Consider the following 19076-nt stretch of genomic DNA (forward strand, 5'->3'; position numbering starts at 1 on the left):
TCCCGACTTCGGGGGCAGGGGCGCGGGCGCTGGTTCGAACGGGGGCGGAGGCGGCCCAAAACCTTCAGCTTCTGGAGGCCGGCTCACGGAAGAACTCCCTCCAGCAGGCTCTCCCGCGCTCTGCCCTCTACGCCCAGCCGTGCTGCCGGCCATCGTGGTTGGGGCGACGCAGGTCCGCTTTTCACGTACACAGATCTCCTGACGGGGTGCAAGGTCCGATCGGACTCCTGGCCAAACGCGTGGCGAGACGGTGAACGCGAGTGCCGCTGTCTCGCCCGTCACCTTCGGCCAGGTCCCAGTCATCTCAGCGGTCCGTTGTTTTTCTCGCACCCCCCACCTGGGCTGGTAGACAAAACGTCGACGGCCCGCCCCGTTTCCCGTGTGCCGGTCTGGCAACGCAGGATCACCTTGCGGACCGCATCGGCCTCGGGACGTAAACCCATGGACCGATGCCGTACGGAGGGGCATGTGACAGCGTTTCGAGGTGCCCACGGACCGGCCGTGGCGGCACGATTGACGATCCGTGACACGGAGGTCGCATGACCGTCTCGCCGTTCGCCGCCCACAGGAGCCTGACACGCCGCCGCATGCTGGGAGCCGCGCTGGCCGCCGGGGCCGCCGTGCCGCTCACCGCCATCGCAAGCCCCGCGTGGGCGGACCCGGGCATGCCCGCCCCCGCCCCGGAGCGGCTCACGTTGCCCCTGCCCACCGGGCCGCACCCGGTGGGCACGGTCCCACTGCACCTCGTCGACCGGTCACGCCCCGACGACATCGCGGGCCCCGGGCGCTACCGGGAGTTGATGGCCACCGTCTGGTACCCCGCCCGGGACGTCGAGCACTACCCGGTGGCGCCCTGGATGCCGGCCCGTGCTCTTCAGGCGTTCTTCGATGACGCGGGGTACGGTGCTCTTGCCTCCGTGGCACCGCTCACCGCCGGGCACGTGGGCGCTCCGGTACTGCGGTCGGGCCGACGCCTGCCTGTCGTCGTGTTCTCGCACGGCGCGCACAGCCACCAGGGCGACCACACCATCATGGTCCAGGAGCTGGCCAGCCGCGGCTTCGCGGTGGTGACGGTGGCTCACCAGTACGACACCTACACCGAGTTCCCCGACGGCAAGGTCGCCGTCCCGCTCCGTGATCCGAAGGCGCCGACGCTCCCCGGAGACTTCGCCGCTGACCTGCGCTTCGTCCTCGACTGCGTCGAGCAGCTCGCCGCGGGGCACAACCCGGACGCCGACCGGCGCGAGCTGCCCGCCCGGCTGCTCGGCTCCCTCGACCCCCGGCGCGTGGGCGCGTTCGGCTGGTCGAAGGGCGGGACGGCCACCGCCTGCGCCATGCTCGCGGACGACCGCATCCGGGCCGGTCTGAGCCTCGACGGTCCCATGCAGATGAATCCGCCGCTCGCCGGTGACCTGGACCGGCCGTTCATGATGATGTCCGCCGAGTTCACCCGGGCCACGGACCCCGAGGTCGCCGCGTTCTGGTCACATCTGCGGGGCTGGCGGCTGGACATCCGGGCCCGGGGCGCCGCCCATATCTCGTACGGCGACAATGAGGCGCTGTTCGCCCAGGTGGCGAAGCGGTTCGGGTGGAGCGAGCAGCAGCTCCAGGACGTGATCGGCACCCTCGATCCCGGCCAGGCGGTGAAGATCCAGCAGGCGTACCCGCTCGCATTCTTCGACGAACACCTGCGCCACCGCCGGGGGCACCTGCTCGACGGGCCGTCCCCGGCCTTTCCCGCCGTGACGTTCCTCCCTTGAGGAAGCGGGACGACTGGGCCGAGTTCTATTTGAACCGCCTCGGCCAAGCTGCGCACCGCGGGGCCCCGCCCGCGCCCTCGGCATCGACATCATCGTCGCCGTCTCATGGCAGCGAGCAGCCGCCGGAGGCTGTGCCGCCGACGCGCCAGAGGGCAGCCGCCGTACTTCACCGCAACATCCGATCCATGAACCAGGGACACCAACATGAGATTCGACAACCACCGCGTGGTCATCACCGCCGCCGGCCGCGATTTCGGACGCACTTTGGCCATTCGTCTCGCGGACCTCGGCGCCGAGGTCTTCCTCTCCGCGCGCACTCTCGACGCTGCAGAGCGGGTCCGCGACGAGATGCGCGACCGAGGGCACCACCAGGTACACGCCTTCGCCTGCGACCTGACGCAAGCCGCCTCGATCCGCGACTTCGCTGCGGGCGTCGCCCGGCACACCAACCGCATCGACGTGCTGATCAACAACGGCTCCCGCTACCTCGATGGCCCAGACCTCCTGACCGCCTCGGACACCGACGTCGTCGACACCATCGCGTCCGGCGCCACCGGCACCGTACTGACCGTGAAGAACTTCCTCCCTCTCCTGCTCAACTCGGACAAGCCGGATGTGGTGACCATGGTCTCCGCCTGCGGAACAGCCGGCCATCACCGCTCGGACGCACACGACGCCTTCTACGCCGCCAAGAGCGCACAGGCGGGGTTCGCCGAGATCCTCTCCAAGCGCCTGCGACCGCAGGGGGTCCGGGTGATCTCCCTCTATCCGCCCGACTTCGACAACCCCGACCCGCTCTCCGATGAGTGGGAGACGACACCGCGTGAGGCCAAGGACGCCCTCACCGCGCAGTCACTCGTGGAGTGCGTCCTCTTCGCAGTCGCCCAGCCCCGAGACTGCTTCATCAAGGCGTTCCACTTCGAACAGGTCTGATTGATGGGCCGATTGGGGGTAGCGCGCCTTCACGCACTGACTGTACGGAACCCGCAGTTGCCGCTGCTGGAGGCGGGGGTGTTGGCCGAGCGGGCCGCCACCCGGTAGCGGTGGCAATAGGAGGCATGGCACAAGTAGGAACCGCCGCGCATGACGCGACGCTCTCCCTCGCGGGGGCCTGGAGGATCGACTGCGGGGGAGTGGGCGTAGTAGTCGGGAGCGAACCAGTCCGCGCACCACTCCCACACGTTTCCGGCGACCTCGTACAGACCGAGACCGTTGGGCGGATACGTGCGTACGGGCGCGGTCGCGAGCCAGCCGTCGGCCGTGGTGTTGGCGTGGGGGAACGGCCCCTGCCAGATGTTGCACAACCAGCGCCTCGCGGGGGTGAGTTCGTCACCCCAGGCGAAGCGGCGGCCTTCGAGGCCGCCGCGGGCCGCGTACTCCCATTCGGCTTCCGTGGGCAGGCGGCGGCCCGCCCACGCGCAATAGGCCATGGCGTCCTCCCAGGCCACGTGCACCACAGGATGCTCCGGCTCCGCCGCCGACAGCGGTCCATGAGGGTGGCGCCAGTCCGCTCCCCGGACATCAAGCCACCAGGGGGTGGCCGGATCGGCCCCGCGGACGTCGGTCCTGTCGGCGGCGACCGCGAGGTGGAACACAGCCGAGCTGCGCTCTCGCTCGGCGACGGTCACATACCCGGTGTCGCCGACGAAAGACTCGTACATCGCCACGGTCACCGTCGTGACATCGATGGCGAAGGGTGCGACGCGTACCGCGTGCACGGGCTGTTCGCCGTCCGCCGCATACCCCTCGTCGAAGGCGTCGCCCATCAGGAACCCACCGCCGGAAAGGCTCACTTGGTCGTGCACGGGTGGGTCGGCGGCCGGTGCGGGGCGCGGACCGTACGGGCGGGTCCGGGTGACTGGTGCGCAACATCCCATTGACGTCTCCATGGCGCGAGTATATGAATTCGCACATAGGTGAAGTCACACATAGGCGCCGCGTTCTCGGCTCCTGGCTCCGCCGCCCCGTCGTTCCTTCGTTCCGTTACCGGGAGTCCGCGCCTGTGAAGTTCGAATACGTCCTGCTCGGCCTGCTGGTCCGTCGCCCCTACAGCGGCTACGACCTGCGCAAGTGGCTGGAGACCGAAGGGCGGTTCCTGTGGGCGCGGGCGCACCACAGCCAGATCTACCGCAAGCTCGGGCAGATGGAGGCCGACGGCTGGGTGCGGCACGAGGTCGACGCCCGCGAGGGCCGCCCTGACGCCAAGGTGTACCGGCTCACGCCGCGCGGTCACGAGGTCCTCCTGGACTGGGTGCGCTCGCCCTACGAGCCGCCAAGCCGCTTCCAGGAGATCGACTTCCTCGCCCGGTTCAGCATCGCGGGCCCGCTCGAACGGGACGCGGCGATTCGGCTCGTCGGGACCGAACTCGACTACCGCCGCAAGCAGATCGCCGAGAACCGGGGCCGGGACCGCACCTTGCGCTACGAGGACCCGGCGCCCGGCCTCGACGCGGAGCTGGACCTGCAGATCCACAACGCGCTGCACGGGCTCGGTGCGGCGGCCATGGACCGCTGGGTCGCCTGGCTGGAACAGACCCGGCGCGACCTGACCGAAGGGAAGCCCGTTCGATGAGAGCCATCATGGTGATGTTCGACAGCCTCAACCGGCACATGCTGCCGCCCTACGGGGCCGACTGGACCCACGCGCCGAACTTCGCCCGCCTCGCCGAGCGGGCCGTCACCTTCGACAACGCGTACGCGGGTTCCATGCCGTGCATGCCGGCCCGCCGCGAGATCCACACCGGACGGCACAATTTCCTGCACCGCAGCTGGGGGCCGCTGGAGCCGTTCGACGACTCCATGCCCGAACTGCTCAAGCAGAACGGCGTCTACACCCACCTCGTCAGCGACCATCCGCACTACTGGGAGGACGGCGGCGCCACCTACCACGGCCGCTACAACACCTGGGAGTTCTTCCGCGGCCAGGAGGGCGACCCGTGGAAGGGACAGGTGGCCGACCCCGTCATACCCGAGGATCTGAAGAAGGTACGCTTCGGCGCCTACCGCCAGGACTGGGTGAACCGACCCCACATGGCGACGGAAGACCGGCATCCCCAGACGCTCACGTTCGATGCCGGCCTGGAGTTCGTGCGTACCTACGCCGACGCCGACCGGTGGTTCGTGCAGATCGAGACGTTCGACCCGCACGAGCCGTTCTTCAGCCACCAGCCGTACAAGGACCTCTACCCGCACGACTACCAAGGCCCGCACTTCGACTGGCCCGACTACAAGAAAGTCGTGGAGAGCGACGACCAGGTCGCGCACGGCCGGTTCGAGTACGCGGCGCTCCTGTCCATGTGCGACCACTCGCTGGGCCGCGTCCTGGACGCCATGGACGAACTGGAGTTGTGGGACGACACGCTGCTGGTCGTCTGCACCGACCACGGGCTCCTGCTCGGCGAGAAGGGCTGGTGGGGCAAGAGTGTCCAGCCGTGGTTCAACGAACTCGTCCATCTGCCGCTCTTCGCCTGGGACCCGCGCGCGGCCACTGCCGGAGCCCGGCGCGAGGCACTCGTGCAGACCGTCGATCTGGCCCCGACGTTCCTGGAGTTCTTCGGTGTCGGCCGCCCGCGCGACATGCGCGGCGAACCACTGCCGATCGCCGAGGACACACCTGTGCGGGAGGCGGGCCTCTTCGGCATCCACGGAGGACACGTCAACGTCACGGACGGGCGGTACGTCTACATGCGGGCCCCCGCCTCGCCCGACAGCGCCCCCCTCTTCGAGCACACCCTGATGCCGACGCACATGCGGGGCCGCTTCACGCCCGCCGAACTCGTGGACCTGGAACTGGCCGAGCCCTTCGATTTCACCAAGAACGTCCGAACCGTGCGCGTGCCCGGCCGCACCCTGATCAACCCCTACCATCACGGCACGCTCCTCTTCGACCTGGAGAGCGACCCCGAGCAGCTTTCGCCCCTGGTCGACGATGCCGCCGAACTACGCATGGCCACCTTGATGGTGCGGCTCATGCGGGCCGAGGACGCGCCGCCCAGCCAGTACGAACGCCTCGGGCTGCCCGCCGAAGGGCCGGTGACACCGAAGCATCTGCTGGTCCGGTCCCAGCGTGCGCAGGCGGAACGCTCCGCCATGCCGCTGCCCCGCGCCGAGGACTACCCCGAGGGGCGCCTCTCGCTGCGTACGCCGCTCAACGCGTTGCTCTCCGACCCGGTGGCCGTCGAGGTGGTGCGCAGGCACCTGCCCGGTGTCGTCGACTCCGAGCTCCTCCAGATGCTGGGCGCCACACCGCTCATCGATGTCGCCGCGATGGCGGGAGCACTGTTCCCGGCGCGGGATCTCCGCCGTGTCGCCGAGGAACTGTCGCAACTCTGAGCTGCGACTCGCACAACTCTGAGCTGCGAGTCGCACAACTCTGAGCATCAAGTCGCACGACGTACCACCCACAACTCACAACGTCGCAGAGCCGCTTGAGCCGGTGACGGGGTTGCCGCCCCGCCACCGGCATGTGGCCTTCTCCCTCCCCGCAGATCTCCCGCCAAGAAAATCGCAGAGAAACGAGACGGCGCGATGACCGAGCTTAGCCAGAGCACCGCCATACCCACAGCCGAGGTCCGGGTCAAAGGGCGCTGGCGACAGCTGTCCCTGCTCGGCGGCACCATGCTGGTCGACAGCACCGAGGCGAGTCTCGTCAGCAGCCTGTTCCCGCTGATCCGCCAGTCCCTCGGGGTCTCGCTCGGCGCACTGGGGATACTGACCGCATCCGGCAAGATCGTGGGCGCGTTCACCGGGCCCTTCTGGGTGTGGGCCGCGCAACGCTGGTCGCGCAAGAGCGTCCTCGTGGTGGCCACCGGGCTGTGGGGGGTCTGGGGCGTAGCCGCGGGCTTCTCGCAGAACTTCACCCAACTCCTCGTCCTCTACACCATTCTGGCGGCGGGCTACGCTGCCGCACACCCCATCATCACCGAGCTGATCGGCGACCTCTTCGGCGGATCGTCGCGTGGCCGTGCGGTCGGCGTGGTCTACGGCGCGGTCTCCCTGATCAGCGCCGGGATCGGACCGCTCAAAGGCCAACTGGCAGGCGTCGACGAGGGCTGGCGCTGGGGCCTGTGGGGCATCGGCACCTTCAACATCCTGCTCGGCATCGGCCTGTGGGCCTGGTTCCGCGACCCGGGACGAGGAGCGGCCGAGCAGCAGCTGGCCGACCTCGACCGCGCCACGCGGGACGCTCACTCCAAGCTCACCTGGGACAAGGCGCTTTCACTGCTCAAGATACGAAGCCTGGTGTTCCTCCTGGTCTCACGACTCCTCTCGGGCCACCTCCTGGTGGGCACCTTCGGAGTGGTCTTCCTGGTGGACGAGTACGGATTCAGCACGCAGAAGGCGTCGATCGTGCTGCTGCCCTTCGGCATCGGCTACTTCCTGGGCACGCTTCTGGGCGGTGTCGCGGCCGACTGGGCCACCCGGCGAAGCCCGCGCCGCGGGCTGGTGGCGGTGCTCCAGGCGGCCCAGTTCGTCTTCGCGCTCGTCGCCTTCTTCGGTACGCAGTTCGACCACGGCAGCATCGCCTTGTTCGGCGTCTTCTTCGCCCTCATGGGCGCCACGCAGGGAGTCAACCCCAGCATCAACCGGCCCATGGTCATGGCCATCACCCCACCCGAACTGCGAGGCGCTGCCTTCGCGCTCTACGTCTCCATCTTCGAAGCGATCGCCTGGGCCGCATTCAGCCTCGGCGCCGGCTTCCTCGGTGACGCCATCGGCCTGCGCACGGTCTTCCTGTGGGCTCTCGTGATCCTCATGCTGATCAACGGCGCTTTCCTTACGCTCCTCTACCGCCCCTACGCCGACGACGTGGCCCGCGTCCAGCGGGAGCTGCGCGCCCGACGCGAACAGGCGCTCGGGCACAGCAGCTGACCCGGGCGAGGCAGGCGGACGCACCGCCAGTCCTGCCGGGGGCCCGCAGTCCGAAAGGGGCCTACTCAGAAGGGCGCCGGGCCGTGGCCCGTGACCGTGGCGCTCCCGCTCTCCGCGTCCATGTCGATCCGGGCGGTGCCCTGACTGCCGTCGGGCATGCGGATCGTGACGCTGCTGCTCTGCACTGCGGCCCAGAAGGATGCCTGCAGCCCGTCGGCGTGAACCACGCCCGACCAGGTCCTGGACGCTCCGTGGTCGACGGCTTGCAGGGCGGCCATCACCTCGGTGGCCTCTCCGCTGATGACGAGTGTGACTGGGCCTTCGTAGATGTCGTTCATGCGTCCAGCCTGCCCGAAGAATCAACGACGACTCCGTCTCCGCTGTGAGCCTTCAGCGTGGACTGTCGACCCGCTTTCGATTGACCCGCTGGTCGATGTCGAGGGTGAGATGGAGAGCTTCCAGCACGCTGGCAGGGGAGATCTGGTTCTCGGCCTGGCCACGGAGTACGGCCATGACGTGGTCGATCATGCCGGTGTACTGGTCTGCCGACGGGAGGTCCAGCACACGCGGCCCGTCGGCGGTATAGGCGGTGACGGTGCCGGAAGGTTTGCCGTCGAAGCCCATCGTGGAGGTGGCATCCAGGACGCCGTGAGCGAACGTGGCTGTGTAGCCGCCACGAGCTCCCCATGCCTCGGGCATCAGAGAGGAGATGGAACTGCGAGCTGTCGCGTCGTCAAAACCGAAGACGGCCTCGATGGCGGCGGAGTCCTTGTCGCGCGCCACAGTGGTCACGGTGACGTCCTGAGGCAGTCCGAGGGCGCGCGTGATGATGTCCATGTCGCTGTGCATGGCCTCCAGCGGCAGGGCCTTCAGCCCGAGTGAGGCACCCGGCCACAGGGGAGCGGTCATGTTCCACAGGGTGAGCTGTTCCAGCCGCCCGTAGGCGCCCTCGTTCACCGCGTCGAACAGGGCCTGATTGGCCGGGATGAACCGCTCGAACATGTCCACGAAGACGTGCTTGTCGCTGCGCGCCGCCGCCGCGGTGACGCGCTTGGCGTCCTCGATGTCGCCGGCCAGGGGCAGCTCGACCAAGGCGTGCTTGCCCGCTTCCAGGGCGCGCAGCACGTACGCGGCGTGCAGGGGAACGGGCAAGCAGATGTCCACCAGGTCGTACGAGGGGTCTGTGAACGCGGCGTCCACATCGGTGGAGGAGGCGAACCCGAACTGGCCGGCCGTATGTGCGGTCTTCTGCGGGTCGCGGCCGAACATCACCACCTCCACGTCGGCGCGGGCGGCGTAGACGGCGGCGTGCGCCTGACCGAAGTTGGTTCCCAGCAGGGCGATCTTCATGATTCTTCCTTTTCGGATGGCGGGGGATCCTGGCACGGCCAAGGCCACGGCCAAGGCCAAGGCCACGGCCACGGCCACGGCCGCAGCCGTGACGCCGGGCGGACGGGTCGGTGTGTGCGAGTCATGCAGACCGCCTCCGTGGGAGGCGATCAGGACCACGACAAGCGCCGCCCACCTGCGCAGATCCACCGCACTAGACGCGTTTCGGACAGGTGGTTCTCGCCCACGCCTCAGACGCTAAGGTCCTTTTAGGACACCCTGCGTCCGTAAAGGGCGTCATTCTGGAGACATGACGACCGACCTTCCCGCCCGGATGCTCCGCTTGCTGTCTCTGTTGCAGACGCGCCGCGAGTGGTCGGGTGCCGAACTCGCGGAACGGCTCGACGTCACCGCCCGCACGGTGCGCCGCGACATCGACCGCCTGCGCGAACTCGACTATCCCGTCGAGGGCACCACAGGCCATGCCGGCGGCTACCGCCTGGCCGCGGGTGCCGCGATGCCGCCGCTGATCCTCGACGACGACGAGGCGACCGCCACCGCCGTCGCCCTGCGCACCGCCGCGGGCCAGCTCACCGGCATGGAGGAGACCACGCTGCGCGCCCTCGCCAAACTCGAACAGGTTCTGCCGATGCGTCTGCGCTCGCAGGTCGCAGCCCTGCAGCAGGCGACGGCCACCATCGAATGGGAGCGCCGCGGCCCTCGCACCGACCCGGCGACCCTGGCCGCACTGGCCGCCGCCTGCCGTGACCGAGAGACCGTGACCTTCGCGTACACCACCCGCAGCGGCCACGGTGCCGACCGGCGCGTCGACCCGCACCACCTCGTCTCCTCCGGCGGCCTGTGGTACCTCCTCGCCCACGACCACGCCCGCGAAGACTGGCGCGTCTACCGCCTCGACCGCATCGGCGACCTGACGCCGACCCGCCGCCACTACACACCCCGCCCCGTGCCAGGCGAGGATCCCGCCGCCTACGTGGCAAGGAAGATCGCCTCCGCGCCGGTGCGCTACCGGGCGATCGCGACCCTCCGGGAGCCCGCCGACGCCGTACGTCGCCGAACCTGGGCCTTGGCCGACCGCATTCAACCGACCGGTCCCCACTCCTGCACGGTCGACTGCTCCGGCGACCACCTCCCAGGGATCGCCCAGATCCTCGCCGGCCTCGGTGCCGAGTACACCCTGGATGCCGACGACGCCGTCCGCGATCACCTGCGCAGGGAAGCCCACCGCATCCTCGACGCCGCTGGATGAGCCCCGGAACCATGCCTGGCCGCTCTTTTAGGACACGAGGTGTCCTAAAAGGGGCCTAATGTCTCTTTTGTGGCCGAGTGGGCCGCCTGTCTACAGGCAGCACCCCCAAGCCCTCAAGCAGTCCCCAAGTAGCCCCACCCCACAAAGCAGCCCCCAAGCACCCCCACCCTCAGGAGTAACACTATGAAGATCGCGATTCTCGGAACCGGCGCAGGCGCCCGTCAGCACGCAGCCCGCTTGTCCGCACTCGGCCACCAGGTCATCGTCGGCACTCGCGATCCGGAGGCCACTCTCGCGCGGACCGAACCCGACATGATGGGAACCGAACCCTTCGCCGCCTTCCACGCCGCCCACCCCGAGCTGACCCTGGCGACGTTCGCCGAAGCCGCCGACGCGGGCGAACTGGTGATCAACGGCATCGACGGCGCGAACGCAGTCGCCGCGCTGACCGCGCTTCCCGCCGGAGCCCTCACAGGCAAGATCCTCATCGACTACGCGGTCCCGTACGTCTACCAGCAGCCCGGCGACCCGGAACACTCCTGGCCCACGCCCTGGGGTGAAATGCCGCGCCTGGACCCCGTCGACACCGACAGTCTCGCCGAGCAGATCCAGCGCGCCCTGCCCGATACCTTCGTCGTCAAGACCTTCGTCACCCAAGAACAGGAGACCGTCGTCGATCCGGGAGAGTTCGCCGGGGGCGACCACACCATGTTCCTGGCCGGCGACCACGAGGGGGCCAAGACCGCGGCCCGCGAGCTCCTGAACGCCTACGGCTGGAATGACATCATCGACCTCGGCCCCCTCGCTGCGGCCCGCGGCCTTGAGATGTACGCCCACTTTCACACGGCCGTCGGTCTCGCTCTCGGCGGTCGCTTCGGCGTGAAGATCATCCGCTGACGGAGGTTCCGTCGCTCCTCATTCCGACGCCGCATCGCGAGCGGTACCGGCCGGACCGGCGGCGACGGAGTCCGATGTCACGCGTGATCCGGGATGGCGCAGCGCGCACAGGAACGCGATGCCGAGCGCGATGGCCATCCCGTAGAAGACCCACTGGTTGGCCTGGGCGAAGTCCATCTGGATATCGCCCATCGCTTCACGCATCCGTGTCGCCGCCGGTCCGTCCCCGGTCGGAGCTCGGCCGTCCGCGTTCCCGGAGACCGCCTCGGCCACCGAACGCCCGGTGTCCCGGGCTGCGTCCGGCGACAGGCCCCGGCTCTCCAGGGTGTCCGCCACACGGTTGGTGGTCATGTGCGTGAGCATCGTGCCGAAGACGGCAAGGCCCACGCTCGCCGCGAAGTTGCGCACCGTCTGGGTGATGCCGGTGACTTCGCCGTACGAGGCGCCGATGGCCCTGTTGACCGCGTCTGTGGAGGCGGGGGCCAGCAGGAACCCGATGCCCGCGCCGGCCAGAGCCACGTAGGGCCACTGGTTGTGCATGGACAGATCGGTCAGCTTGCCGGCCCAGAGCGCGAAGCCGACCGCCCCGAGGGCCGTGCCGATCTTCAGGGCCGGTCGGGCGCCCCTCTTGTCGAGAATTCGGCCGCCCCACTGGGAGGCGATGGCGAAGCCCACGAAGAAGTACAGCAAATACAGTGCCGCTTGATTCGGCGAGGCGCTGAGCGAGACCTGGGCGTACACGGAGGCGAAGAAGAACAGCGGGACGAACGCGAGCATCGCGAAGAACAAAACGAGGTTGTCCACCGTGAACGCCTTGTCCCTGAACACCTGCATCTTGATCAGGGGTTGAGCCACCGTCATCTCGTAGCGGACGAACACCGCGAGCACTGCCAGGCCGCCGATGATGCAGACCCAGGTCAGCACACTGCTCCAGCCCCAGGCCTGGGCCTGCTGGAGACCCAGCACACTCAGTCCCATGCCCACCGCGACCAGCACGGCTCCCCGTACGTCGAGCTTCTCCGGCCGCCGCACGTTGGGGACATGAGCCATGAAGGTGAGGATGAGCGCGATCACGGCGACCGGGACGTTGACCCAGAAGATCGCGCGCCACGTCCACCCGGTGAGCCACCCGCCCAGCAGAGGGCCGACGGCCGTAAGGGCGCCGGACAACCCGAAGAACAGGGCGAGCGCCCGCCCACGTTTCTCGACCGGGAAGACGTTGACCACGACGGCGAGCGCCGCGGGGAACATCAGAGCAGCCCCCAGTCCCTGGGTGGCCCGGAAGATGATCAGCCAGCTCTGCGCGAAATCGCCTTTCGGGACACACCCGCAGAGCACTGATGAGATGACGAAGACGAGGGTGCCGATCAGCATGATCCGGCGGTTGCCGATGAGGTCGGCGAGCCGGCCGCCGAGGGCGAAGAAGGCCGCGAGGGCGAGCAGATACGCGTTGATGACCCACTGCATCCCGGAGGATGTCAGGCCGAGCTCCTCGATGATGTCCGGCGCGGCGATGGACACGATGGTCTGGTCGATGAACGTCATCGACACCGCGAACAGCATGGCCGCGAGCGCGAGAGTCTGGTTCGGCGCGCTCGCCGACGAGGGGGCGGCGGAGACCGTCCGGGACCTTTTGGTACCCATGTGATCAAGTCTGTACCCGACTGGCGGCGCACGCACGTTACGCGGGATCCCCGCCGCTGTGGTGGGCGAGACTCTAGGGAGATCACCAGCCCTTTGAGCGGCGCGATCGTCCCTGCAGAACTGGCACTGGCTCCTGAGCGCCGGGCAGGCCGGCGAACGTGATTCCCACTATGGGAGCCGGCGCAACGCAGTCGGAGACGCCGGTACGCCGACTCCTGGGAGCGACGCCCGGAGACACGTGTGGCAGCCATAACTGCCGTCCCAGGTCAAGGAGTTCAGCAACCCTGTCACGTAACGTACGCCAGCCCAGCTCCCCAACTCCCCAACTCATCGCGCCCACGCGGCATTTCTGCCGGCCCAGGTTGGATGGTTCGGCTCATCGCCGTGGCGCGCGCCCACTGAGTTCGTCGGGTCACCCCACTTGCCCACGGCTCTGGGATGGGCGACCAACCTTCAACTTGTCAGAAGCCGTCGGCGGGCGAGTAGTCACCCCCGCAGCTGCCGGCCGGTGCTCACATCGCGTTGCCGCGCAGCAGCGCCGTGGCCGCGTGCGTGGCGCGGGTGGCGACATCCTCGGGGGAGTGGCGGGAGAGGGTCAGGAAGTCCTCCGCGTCCAAGGTGATGTAGCCGTGGGCCAGGCAGAAGAGCTGTTCGAGCAGGAGCAGTGCCTGGGAAGGGTCGGTGTGGCCCGCCTGCCGTGCGAGATCGAGCAGCAGCGTCATCAGTCGGCGGCCGGCCCGCGCCAGGTCGGCGTCGCGCAGGGGCCGCAGCTCCCGGGCGAAGATCACGTCGAGGCCGGCGCCGCGGTCGGACACGTGGCGTGCGTATGCCCCCGCGGTGGCCGCGAGCCGGTCGACCGGGTCGGGCCCGGCCGCCTGCGCGGCGGCCTCCATGGCGCGGGTGAGCTCGTCGGCGGCCTGCGCCGCGACGACGGCGAGCAGCGCCTCCCGGTTGCGGAAGTGGCGGTAGGGGGCGGCGGTGCTCACCTTGAGCCTGCGGGCGAGTTCGGCGACGGAAAAGCCGGCCATCCCCTTCTCGGAGAGCAGCGCGAAACTCTCGGCGATCAACGCCGCGCGGAGCTGTCCTCGGGCGGGACGGTCATTGCCCGCCCCAGCTGCGGCCTCGGCCACTCGACCCACCTGCCTTGACCAGAAGTAAGAGGCCTCTTACTGTAAAAGTGATAGCCCTCTTACTTCTACTCCTGGAGGTCACACGTGGCAGGGATCGACGGCAAAGTGGTGGCCATCACGGGCGCGGGCAGCGGGATCGGTGAGGCGAGCGCACTGCTGCTGGCCTCGCGCGGTGCGAAGCTCGTCCTCGGAGCGCGTCGCAGCGACCGACTGGAAGCGCTCGCCGCCCGCATCGAAGCCAAGGGCGGCACAGCCGTCTGGAAGACGACGGACGTGCGTCACCGCGGCGACCTCGCGGACCTGGTGGGGTGTGCCCGCGAGCGCTTCGGCGCGCTCGACGTCCTCGTCAACAACGCCGGGGTCGGCCCCATCTCCCCGTTCGACGAGCTGCGCGTCGATGACTGGGACCAGATGATCGACGTCAACTTCCGCGGCGTGCTGTACGGGATCGCCGCAGCACTCCCCGTCTTCCGCGAGCAACGTAGGGGTCAGTTCGTCAACGTCGTCTCGACCGCCGGGCTGCGTATCGTGCCGAACCAGGCTGTCTACGCGGCGACGAAGAACGCGGTCCGCACCCTCTCGGAGGGACTGCGTCAGGAGGCCGGGCCCGACCTGCGGGTCACCGTGGTCTCGCCAGGCTACGTCGGGACGGAGTTCGCCAACTCGGTCACCAGCCCCACCGTCAAGTCGCAGGCCCGGGCGGTCGACTTCGCCCTCGCCCCCGACGACATCGCCCGCGCCATCGCCTTCGCGATCGAGCAGCCCGCGAACATCGACGTCGGCGACATCGTCGTCCGCCCCACGGCCCAGGGCTGACGCCTCACACAGATCCTGGGACAACCCGCCGGTCCGCTGGCCGACCATGAGCCGCCCCAACGAGACGGTCACGTGGTGGGCGCAACCCTCGGGCCGTCGGTGACGCCCATGGTCAAGGCCTGTCGACGTCACAAGAAGCTGCTGAGCGACCTGAACCCCTTCTGACCGCAGAATGGAGAGGTGATGCATACGAATGAATCCTCTTTCGAGCTACGGCTCAGGCACTCCACAGGGCATGTGGGCCCTAGGGGCCGTATCTCCTTCTGGGCGGGGGAGCTGAGCGGTCTGGGAGACGTCGAGCTTGTTCTCCCTGCCCTGGAGATTGTCCCCGTGCAGGAGCGTGGAACCCATATCGGCGCGATGGTCACGGGCGAGAGCATCCCGTCGTCCTCCTTCAAGGGCTGGCCGTACGCTGGGCGACCCCGGCTTGCCGAAGGAGAGCTGAACGTCGCGGGGCAGAACGCGGCTTTCTCTCACAGCTACTGGAGGGCGAGCAGGCGAGGACGCGCACTCCGAATCCGGGTTCTTGGACGGAAGTACGCCTACTTGGAGGAAGGGAGCAAGCTGCACCACGCGCTGGTGCGCGACGAAGCCAAGGTCACGACTCGGCGCTCCAGTTGGCGAGAGCCGAGGACCATCTCGGGTACGACCAGTGGTGCGGCCGATTCGGTGGATGTCAGCCTTGCCATCCTCTTTGAGGGAATCTATGCGCGAAACTTGTCGCTTCGCGGGGCGTTGCTCTCGGCGCCGGGCCGAATCATGGACCGCATGGCTTAGCTCCAGTGCTGATTACCGGCAGGGGTGTCCACTCCGTCTGCCACCTTCAGCCCGCGAGGCCGTCGATGTGGTCCGCCAGGCTTCGAAGTTGAGAAGCCCGCTCGCTGAGTTCCTACAGCTCGGGGTCTGCCACGTCGAGTAACTCCGATCATCGGGGGCTACGGTTACGGCATAGCGGTACGGGCGAGAAGGCAGGGGACGACATGGTGTTCGGGAAGGGCGGGGCGCGGGACGAGGCCCCGGTAGCCGCCGTTCCATGGGTCGGGGTGCGGGAGTTCACGGTCGGTACTGTCGAGCGACCTGCGGCGTCGAAGGGCGGGCGTCCGGTGCGCGGCCCGCGAGCCATCCGCGTTCCGGCCGGAGGTGGCAAGCCGCGTGTATTCGCGCCATGCGCCTATATCGCCCCGGCGGCTCCGCCCGTTCCGGCGTCCGCGATGGAGCCTTGCCTGTTCGAGGACCCCGAAGCGCAGCGCTTGCTGTGTTATCTGGTCCCCGACGACGACGAGAGCGGTGACGGTGGCGAACGCTGCTTCCGCGTATTTGACGGCCAGCATGACGCAATCGGAACCATCAGGCGGATTCCGCCATCCAGCAAGCTGTTCAAACACACGTGGCGTATCAACCAGCCCGGGCATTCGGAAATCATCGGACGCAACCAGTGGGTCAGCGGTGACGCCAAGCAGATCGCTGAGCGGGGGGCGGGCAAGGCCTTCACCGAGGTGCTGAGTGCTGTGTCCAGCATGGGGCACGAGGGCAGCGACCAAGGCAGCCCCATACGTAAGAGCCGCAAGCTGGAATGGCGATCCGGTGGCGAGTTGGTCATGATTTCGGAGAGCATCAAACTGCTTGCCGTCAAGGCGAATTGGCTGGATCGCCGACTCGCCTTCGCGTTCGCTGTTCTCGGGGACTCGTAACTCTCGAGGATTCTGGGGCACAGGAACTCCTGAGCCTCGGGAACTGGCATCGAAGGTATCTGCCTAAGTCTCTGGTGGCAGGGCCGCCGGCCTTCGTTATGAGTGCGGTTCTGTGACGGAACGCCTGCTCATGCGGGGCCCGTCCGCATGCCCCGCGAATATCCAGGCGAGTGAAACCGTACGACACGCCGTTCTGCGGTGTCGGGCTCGCTGCGGTGGAGTTCGTACGACGGCGAAGTCAACTGTATTGCCCCAGTTCTGTGTTCGCATGGGGTACACGGCCTAGCGTCGGCCGTAGGACCGGTGCGCGGCGGGCCAGGAAGTCCCACAGTTGGTCGGCGACTGGTCCGTGCGGGCGGTCGCGCCGACGAGCCGCCGAGAGTTCCTCGACCACTCCGGGAAAGTGCCGTCCGGCGATGGAAAGCAGGCTTCCGTCACGCAACTCGTCCTCGATCATGAATCGCGGCACGTGCCCCCACGCCATCCCGTGCAGGATCAGCTCCCTCTTCATGAGGTGGTCCGGAACAGAACTCCGAGGCGCGCCTTCGACCAGGAAGTGCCCTTGTTCGGACGGATGCCGCGCCGAGTCACGGACGACGCATTGGGTGAAGGCCTGCATCCGCTGCGGTGTGATGTCGGCATCCGGAGGGAAGGGCAGGAAACCGGGCGCCACGACGGGCACCAGCGCGACACGGCCGAGATCGATCCACTCCATCCGCACGTCGCTCTTGGGGACGCGGTGCACGATGAGGTCGGCTTCGTCCTCCAGCAGCCGCTCCCAGGGGCCGGTGACCGACTCGAACTGCAGGTGCAGTCGCGTCTGCGGGCGCTGGGCGAAAAAGCGGCTGAGCATCTCCAACACGGGCGGAAGCGGGCACAAGTCCCCGAGCACCACGCGCAGTTCGGCTTCCTCGCCCATCGCCAACTGTGCGGCGTAGGTCTGCAACTCCTCGGCCTCGTGCAGCAGGAAGCGCACCTTGCGGTGGAAGGCGCGCCCCGCCTCGGTGAGCTGCACCCGATAGCCCGAGCGGTCCAGCAGATCCAGGCCCAGCTGGCGCTCCAACTTGGCGACCGCTGCGAACACGGAAGGGTGCGAGCGGTGCAGCCGCTCGGCGGCGGCCTGGAAGCCGCCGTCGAGCACAACGGCGTTGAAGCACTGCAGTTCGTGGAGCGTGAAGTTCGACATTATCCAGAAAACCTACAGGGCTCTTCCAATCTTTGTAATAGAAGTCTGCAGATGGCGATCCTAGGCTGAGTGCATAGCCGCTAGAGCACTGGAGCTGACATGACTTCTCAGACCCGTACGGCCATCACCACCGGCGATGGCGTCCGCATCGCCTACCGCTTCGACGGTGACGAGAGCAAGCCGGTACTGCTGCTCTCGAACTCCATCGGAACCGACCTCCACATGTGGGACGGCCAGGTGTCGGCTCTGACCGATCACTTCCGGCTGCTGCGCTACGACGCGCGCGGCCACGGCGCCTCTGATGTCCCGCAGGGCGCGTATTCCCTGGACCGGTTGGGGCGCGACGTGGTGGAGCTGCTGGATGCCCTGGGCCTGCGGCGGGTGCACGTGCTGGGCCTGTCTCTGGGCGGAATCGTCGCGCAGTGGCTGGGGATCCATGTTCCGGAGCGCGTCGACCGCTTGGTGCTCTCCAACACCGCCGCATATCTCGGCCCGGCGAATCAGTGGGACCAACCGATCGCCGAGCTGCTCCAGGCCCCCGACATGCAGGTCACCGCGGAGACGTTCCTACGCAACTGGTTCCCGGCCCGAATGCTGGAAGGCGACGACGAGGTGGTCGAGGGCTTCCGCCGCACTCTGCTTGCCACGCAACGCGAGGGCGTGGCCGGGAGCTGGGCTGCGGTGCGCGACTACGACCTGCGTCGCACGGCCGCACTCATCCCCAACCCGACACTGGTCATCGCGGGCGAGCACGACACCGTCACATCCGCCGACCACGGGAAGGAGCTCGCCGCGACCGTCCCGGGCGCGCGGTTCACCGTCCTGCCCACAGTGCACATGGCGAACGTCGAAGCGGAGTCGGAGTTCGTCGGGGTTGTGACGGCCTTCCTCACAGAACAGCCGTGACCCCGGCTGTCGGCGTACGAGTGGACGCGCGCCACTTCATGCGACGGAATGTGCACCGATGCTGGTGCGGGCATGGGTCGCGACCGGCGGGGCGGGGACGACTACTAGCGCGCCGTGCGCGCGCACGCGAGCAGGGCATCGCCTTCCGGGAGTTGAGCCGAGCCGAGCCGAGCCGAGCCGCGAGGACAGGCAGTGTCAGAGGCTGTCGGTAATGTGCCGGGCGTGGTCGGAACCGAGGAAACACGCCTGATCGTTCTGCGAGGCAACAGCGCTTCGGGAAAGTCATCCGTGGCGGCCGGCCTGCGCGAGAGATACGGCCGCAATCTGGCACTTGTCGGTCAGGACAACCTACGCCGCACCGTGCTGCGCGAACATGACCGGCCCGGCGCCGCGAGCATCGGCCTCATCGGAATGGAGACCGCCATCGACGCGGCCAGCACGTTGGACGGCACCGTCCAGCGGATCCTGTCCGACACCGGCCTGGACGGTGTGCCCGCAACCGACCGGTGAGCGGCCCCGGGAGCTGACCGCGCTCCCGGGCACCACGCTCAGCACAGACCCGGCCCGCCCTCGCCG

18 protein-coding genes are annotated in these 19076 nt (G+C 68.3%); 12 read left to right on the forward strand and 6 right to left on the reverse strand.

Annotation, left to right across the window (positions count from 1 at the left end; genetic code table 11):
• Positions 1-539: 539 nt before the first annotated feature.
• Positions 540-1760, forward strand: coding sequence for an acetylhydrolase (locus tag ABXJ52_RS36940; protein WP_367048537.1), 1221 nt, complete (start codon positions 540-542; stop codon positions 1758-1760).
• A 204-nt stretch (positions 1761-1964) separates the two neighbouring features.
• Positions 1965-2693 (forward strand): SDR family oxidoreductase, encoded by a 729-nt coding sequence (locus ABXJ52_RS36945; protein ID WP_367048539.1) that lies wholly within the window; start codon positions 1965-1967, stop codon positions 2691-2693.
• A gap of 29 nt (positions 2694-2722) precedes the next feature.
• Here the strand turns inward: ABXJ52_RS36945 and ABXJ52_RS36950 are convergent, their stop codons facing one another.
• Positions 2723-3565 carry a formylglycine-generating enzyme family protein gene (locus ABXJ52_RS36950; protein ID WP_367048542.1) on the reverse strand — a complete coding sequence of 281 codons (843 nt, stop codon included), beginning with the start codon at positions 3563-3565 and terminating at the stop codon, positions 2723-2725.
• A 197-nt stretch (positions 3566-3762) separates the two neighbouring features.
• Here ABXJ52_RS36950 and ABXJ52_RS36955 point away from each other — a divergent pair, with 197 nt between their 5' ends.
• The 3 genes from ABXJ52_RS36955 to ABXJ52_RS36965 all read left to right on the forward strand — a co-directional run bounded on the left by ABXJ52_RS36955 (position 3763) and on the right by ABXJ52_RS36965 (position 7631).
• The gene (locus ABXJ52_RS36955) at positions 3763-4332 is read left to right on the forward strand and encodes a PadR family transcriptional regulator (protein WP_367048545.1); all 570 of its coding nucleotides are present in this window, start codon (positions 3763-3765) and stop codon (positions 4330-4332) included.
• On the forward strand, positions 4329-6092 hold the full coding sequence (locus ABXJ52_RS36960; RefSeq protein ID WP_367048548.1) for a sulfatase: 1764 nt from the start codon (positions 4329-4331) through the stop codon (positions 6090-6092). Before ABXJ52_RS36955 ends, ABXJ52_RS36960 begins: the two co-directional genes overlap by 4 nt.
• A gap of 195 nt (positions 6093-6287) precedes the next feature.
• A complete protein-coding gene (locus ABXJ52_RS36965; protein WP_367048551.1) occupies positions 6288-7631 on the forward strand; it encodes an MFS transporter in 1344 nt (447 codons plus the stop codon).
• Positions 7632-7696: 65 nt separating this feature from the next.
• Here the strand turns inward: ABXJ52_RS36965 and ABXJ52_RS36970 are convergent, their stop codons facing one another.
• Positions 7697-7969, reverse strand: coding sequence for a DUF4873 domain-containing protein (locus ABXJ52_RS36970; RefSeq protein WP_367048553.1), 273 nt, complete (start codon positions 7967-7969; stop codon positions 7697-7699).
• Positions 7970-8021: 52 nt separating this feature from the next.
• Positions 8022-8981, reverse strand: coding sequence for a Gfo/Idh/MocA family oxidoreductase (locus ABXJ52_RS36975; RefSeq protein ID WP_367048555.1), 960 nt, complete (start codon positions 8979-8981; stop codon positions 8022-8024).
• Between the two features lie 289 nt (positions 8982-9270).
• On the opposite strand from ABXJ52_RS36975, the gene ABXJ52_RS36980 reads away from it, so the two are divergent.
• Together ABXJ52_RS36980 and ABXJ52_RS36985 are read left to right on the forward strand one after the other, a co-directional pair.
• Positions 9271-10230, forward strand: coding sequence for a YafY family protein (locus ABXJ52_RS36980; RefSeq protein ID WP_367048557.1), 960 nt, complete (start codon positions 9271-9273; stop codon positions 10228-10230).
• A gap of 183 nt (positions 10231-10413) precedes the next feature.
• A complete protein-coding gene (locus tag ABXJ52_RS36985) occupies positions 10414-11127 on the forward strand; it encodes an NAD(P)-binding domain-containing protein (protein WP_367048560.1) in 714 nt (237 codons plus the stop codon).
• Positions 11128-11145: 18 nt separating this feature from the next.
• Here the strand turns inward: ABXJ52_RS36985 and ABXJ52_RS36990 are convergent, their stop codons facing one another.
• Together ABXJ52_RS36990 and ABXJ52_RS36995 are read right to left on the reverse strand one after the other, a co-directional pair.
• Positions 11146-12771 carry an MFS transporter gene (locus ABXJ52_RS36990; RefSeq protein WP_367048562.1) on the reverse strand — a complete coding sequence of 542 codons (1626 nt, stop codon included), beginning with the start codon at positions 12769-12771 and terminating at the stop codon, positions 11146-11148.
• Positions 12772-13283: 512 nt separating this feature from the next.
• Positions 13284-13901 (reverse strand): helix-turn-helix domain-containing protein, encoded by a 618-nt coding sequence (locus ABXJ52_RS36995; protein ID WP_367048564.1) that lies wholly within the window; start codon positions 13899-13901, stop codon positions 13284-13286.
• A gap of 84 nt (positions 13902-13985) precedes the next feature.
• Between ABXJ52_RS36995 and ABXJ52_RS37000 the strand changes: the two genes are divergently transcribed.
• From ABXJ52_RS37000 to ABXJ52_RS37010, 3 genes are all read left to right on the forward strand, one after another.
• Positions 13986-14717 carry an SDR family oxidoreductase gene (locus ABXJ52_RS37000; RefSeq protein ID WP_367048566.1) on the forward strand — a complete coding sequence of 244 codons (732 nt, stop codon included), beginning with the start codon at positions 13986-13988 and terminating at the stop codon, positions 14715-14717.
• Between the two features lie 330 nt (positions 14718-15047).
• Positions 15048-15494 carry a hypothetical protein gene (locus tag ABXJ52_RS37005; protein WP_367048568.1) on the forward strand — a complete coding sequence of 149 codons (447 nt, stop codon included), beginning with the start codon at positions 15048-15050 and terminating at the stop codon, positions 15492-15494.
• 203 nt (positions 15495-15697) lie between these two features.
• Positions 15698-16408 (forward strand): hypothetical protein, encoded by a 711-nt coding sequence (locus ABXJ52_RS37010; RefSeq protein WP_367048570.1) that lies wholly within the window; start codon positions 15698-15700, stop codon positions 16406-16408.
• A 238-nt stretch (positions 16409-16646) separates the two neighbouring features.
• Here the strand turns inward: ABXJ52_RS37010 and ABXJ52_RS37015 are convergent, their stop codons facing one another.
• Positions 16647-17594 (reverse strand): LysR family transcriptional regulator, encoded by a 948-nt coding sequence (locus ABXJ52_RS37015; RefSeq protein WP_367048572.1) that lies wholly within the window; start codon positions 17592-17594, stop codon positions 16647-16649.
• Between the two features lie 99 nt (positions 17595-17693).
• Between ABXJ52_RS37015 and pcaD the strand changes: the two genes are divergently transcribed.
• Entirely contained in the window at positions 17694-18500 is an 807-nt protein-coding gene (gene pcaD, locus ABXJ52_RS37020) for a 3-oxoadipate enol-lactonase (RefSeq protein WP_367048573.1), read from the forward strand.
• A gap of 213 nt (positions 18501-18713) precedes the next feature.
• Positions 18714-19010 (forward strand): hypothetical protein, encoded by a 297-nt coding sequence (locus ABXJ52_RS37025; protein ID WP_367049486.1) that lies wholly within the window; start codon positions 18714-18716, stop codon positions 19008-19010.
• The last annotated feature ends 66 nt before the right edge of the window (positions 19011-19076 follow it).

This window comes from Streptomyces sp. Je 1-332 (genome assembly GCF_040730185.1).
GTDB lineage: Bacteria > Actinomycetota > Actinomycetes > Streptomycetales > Streptomycetaceae > Streptomyces.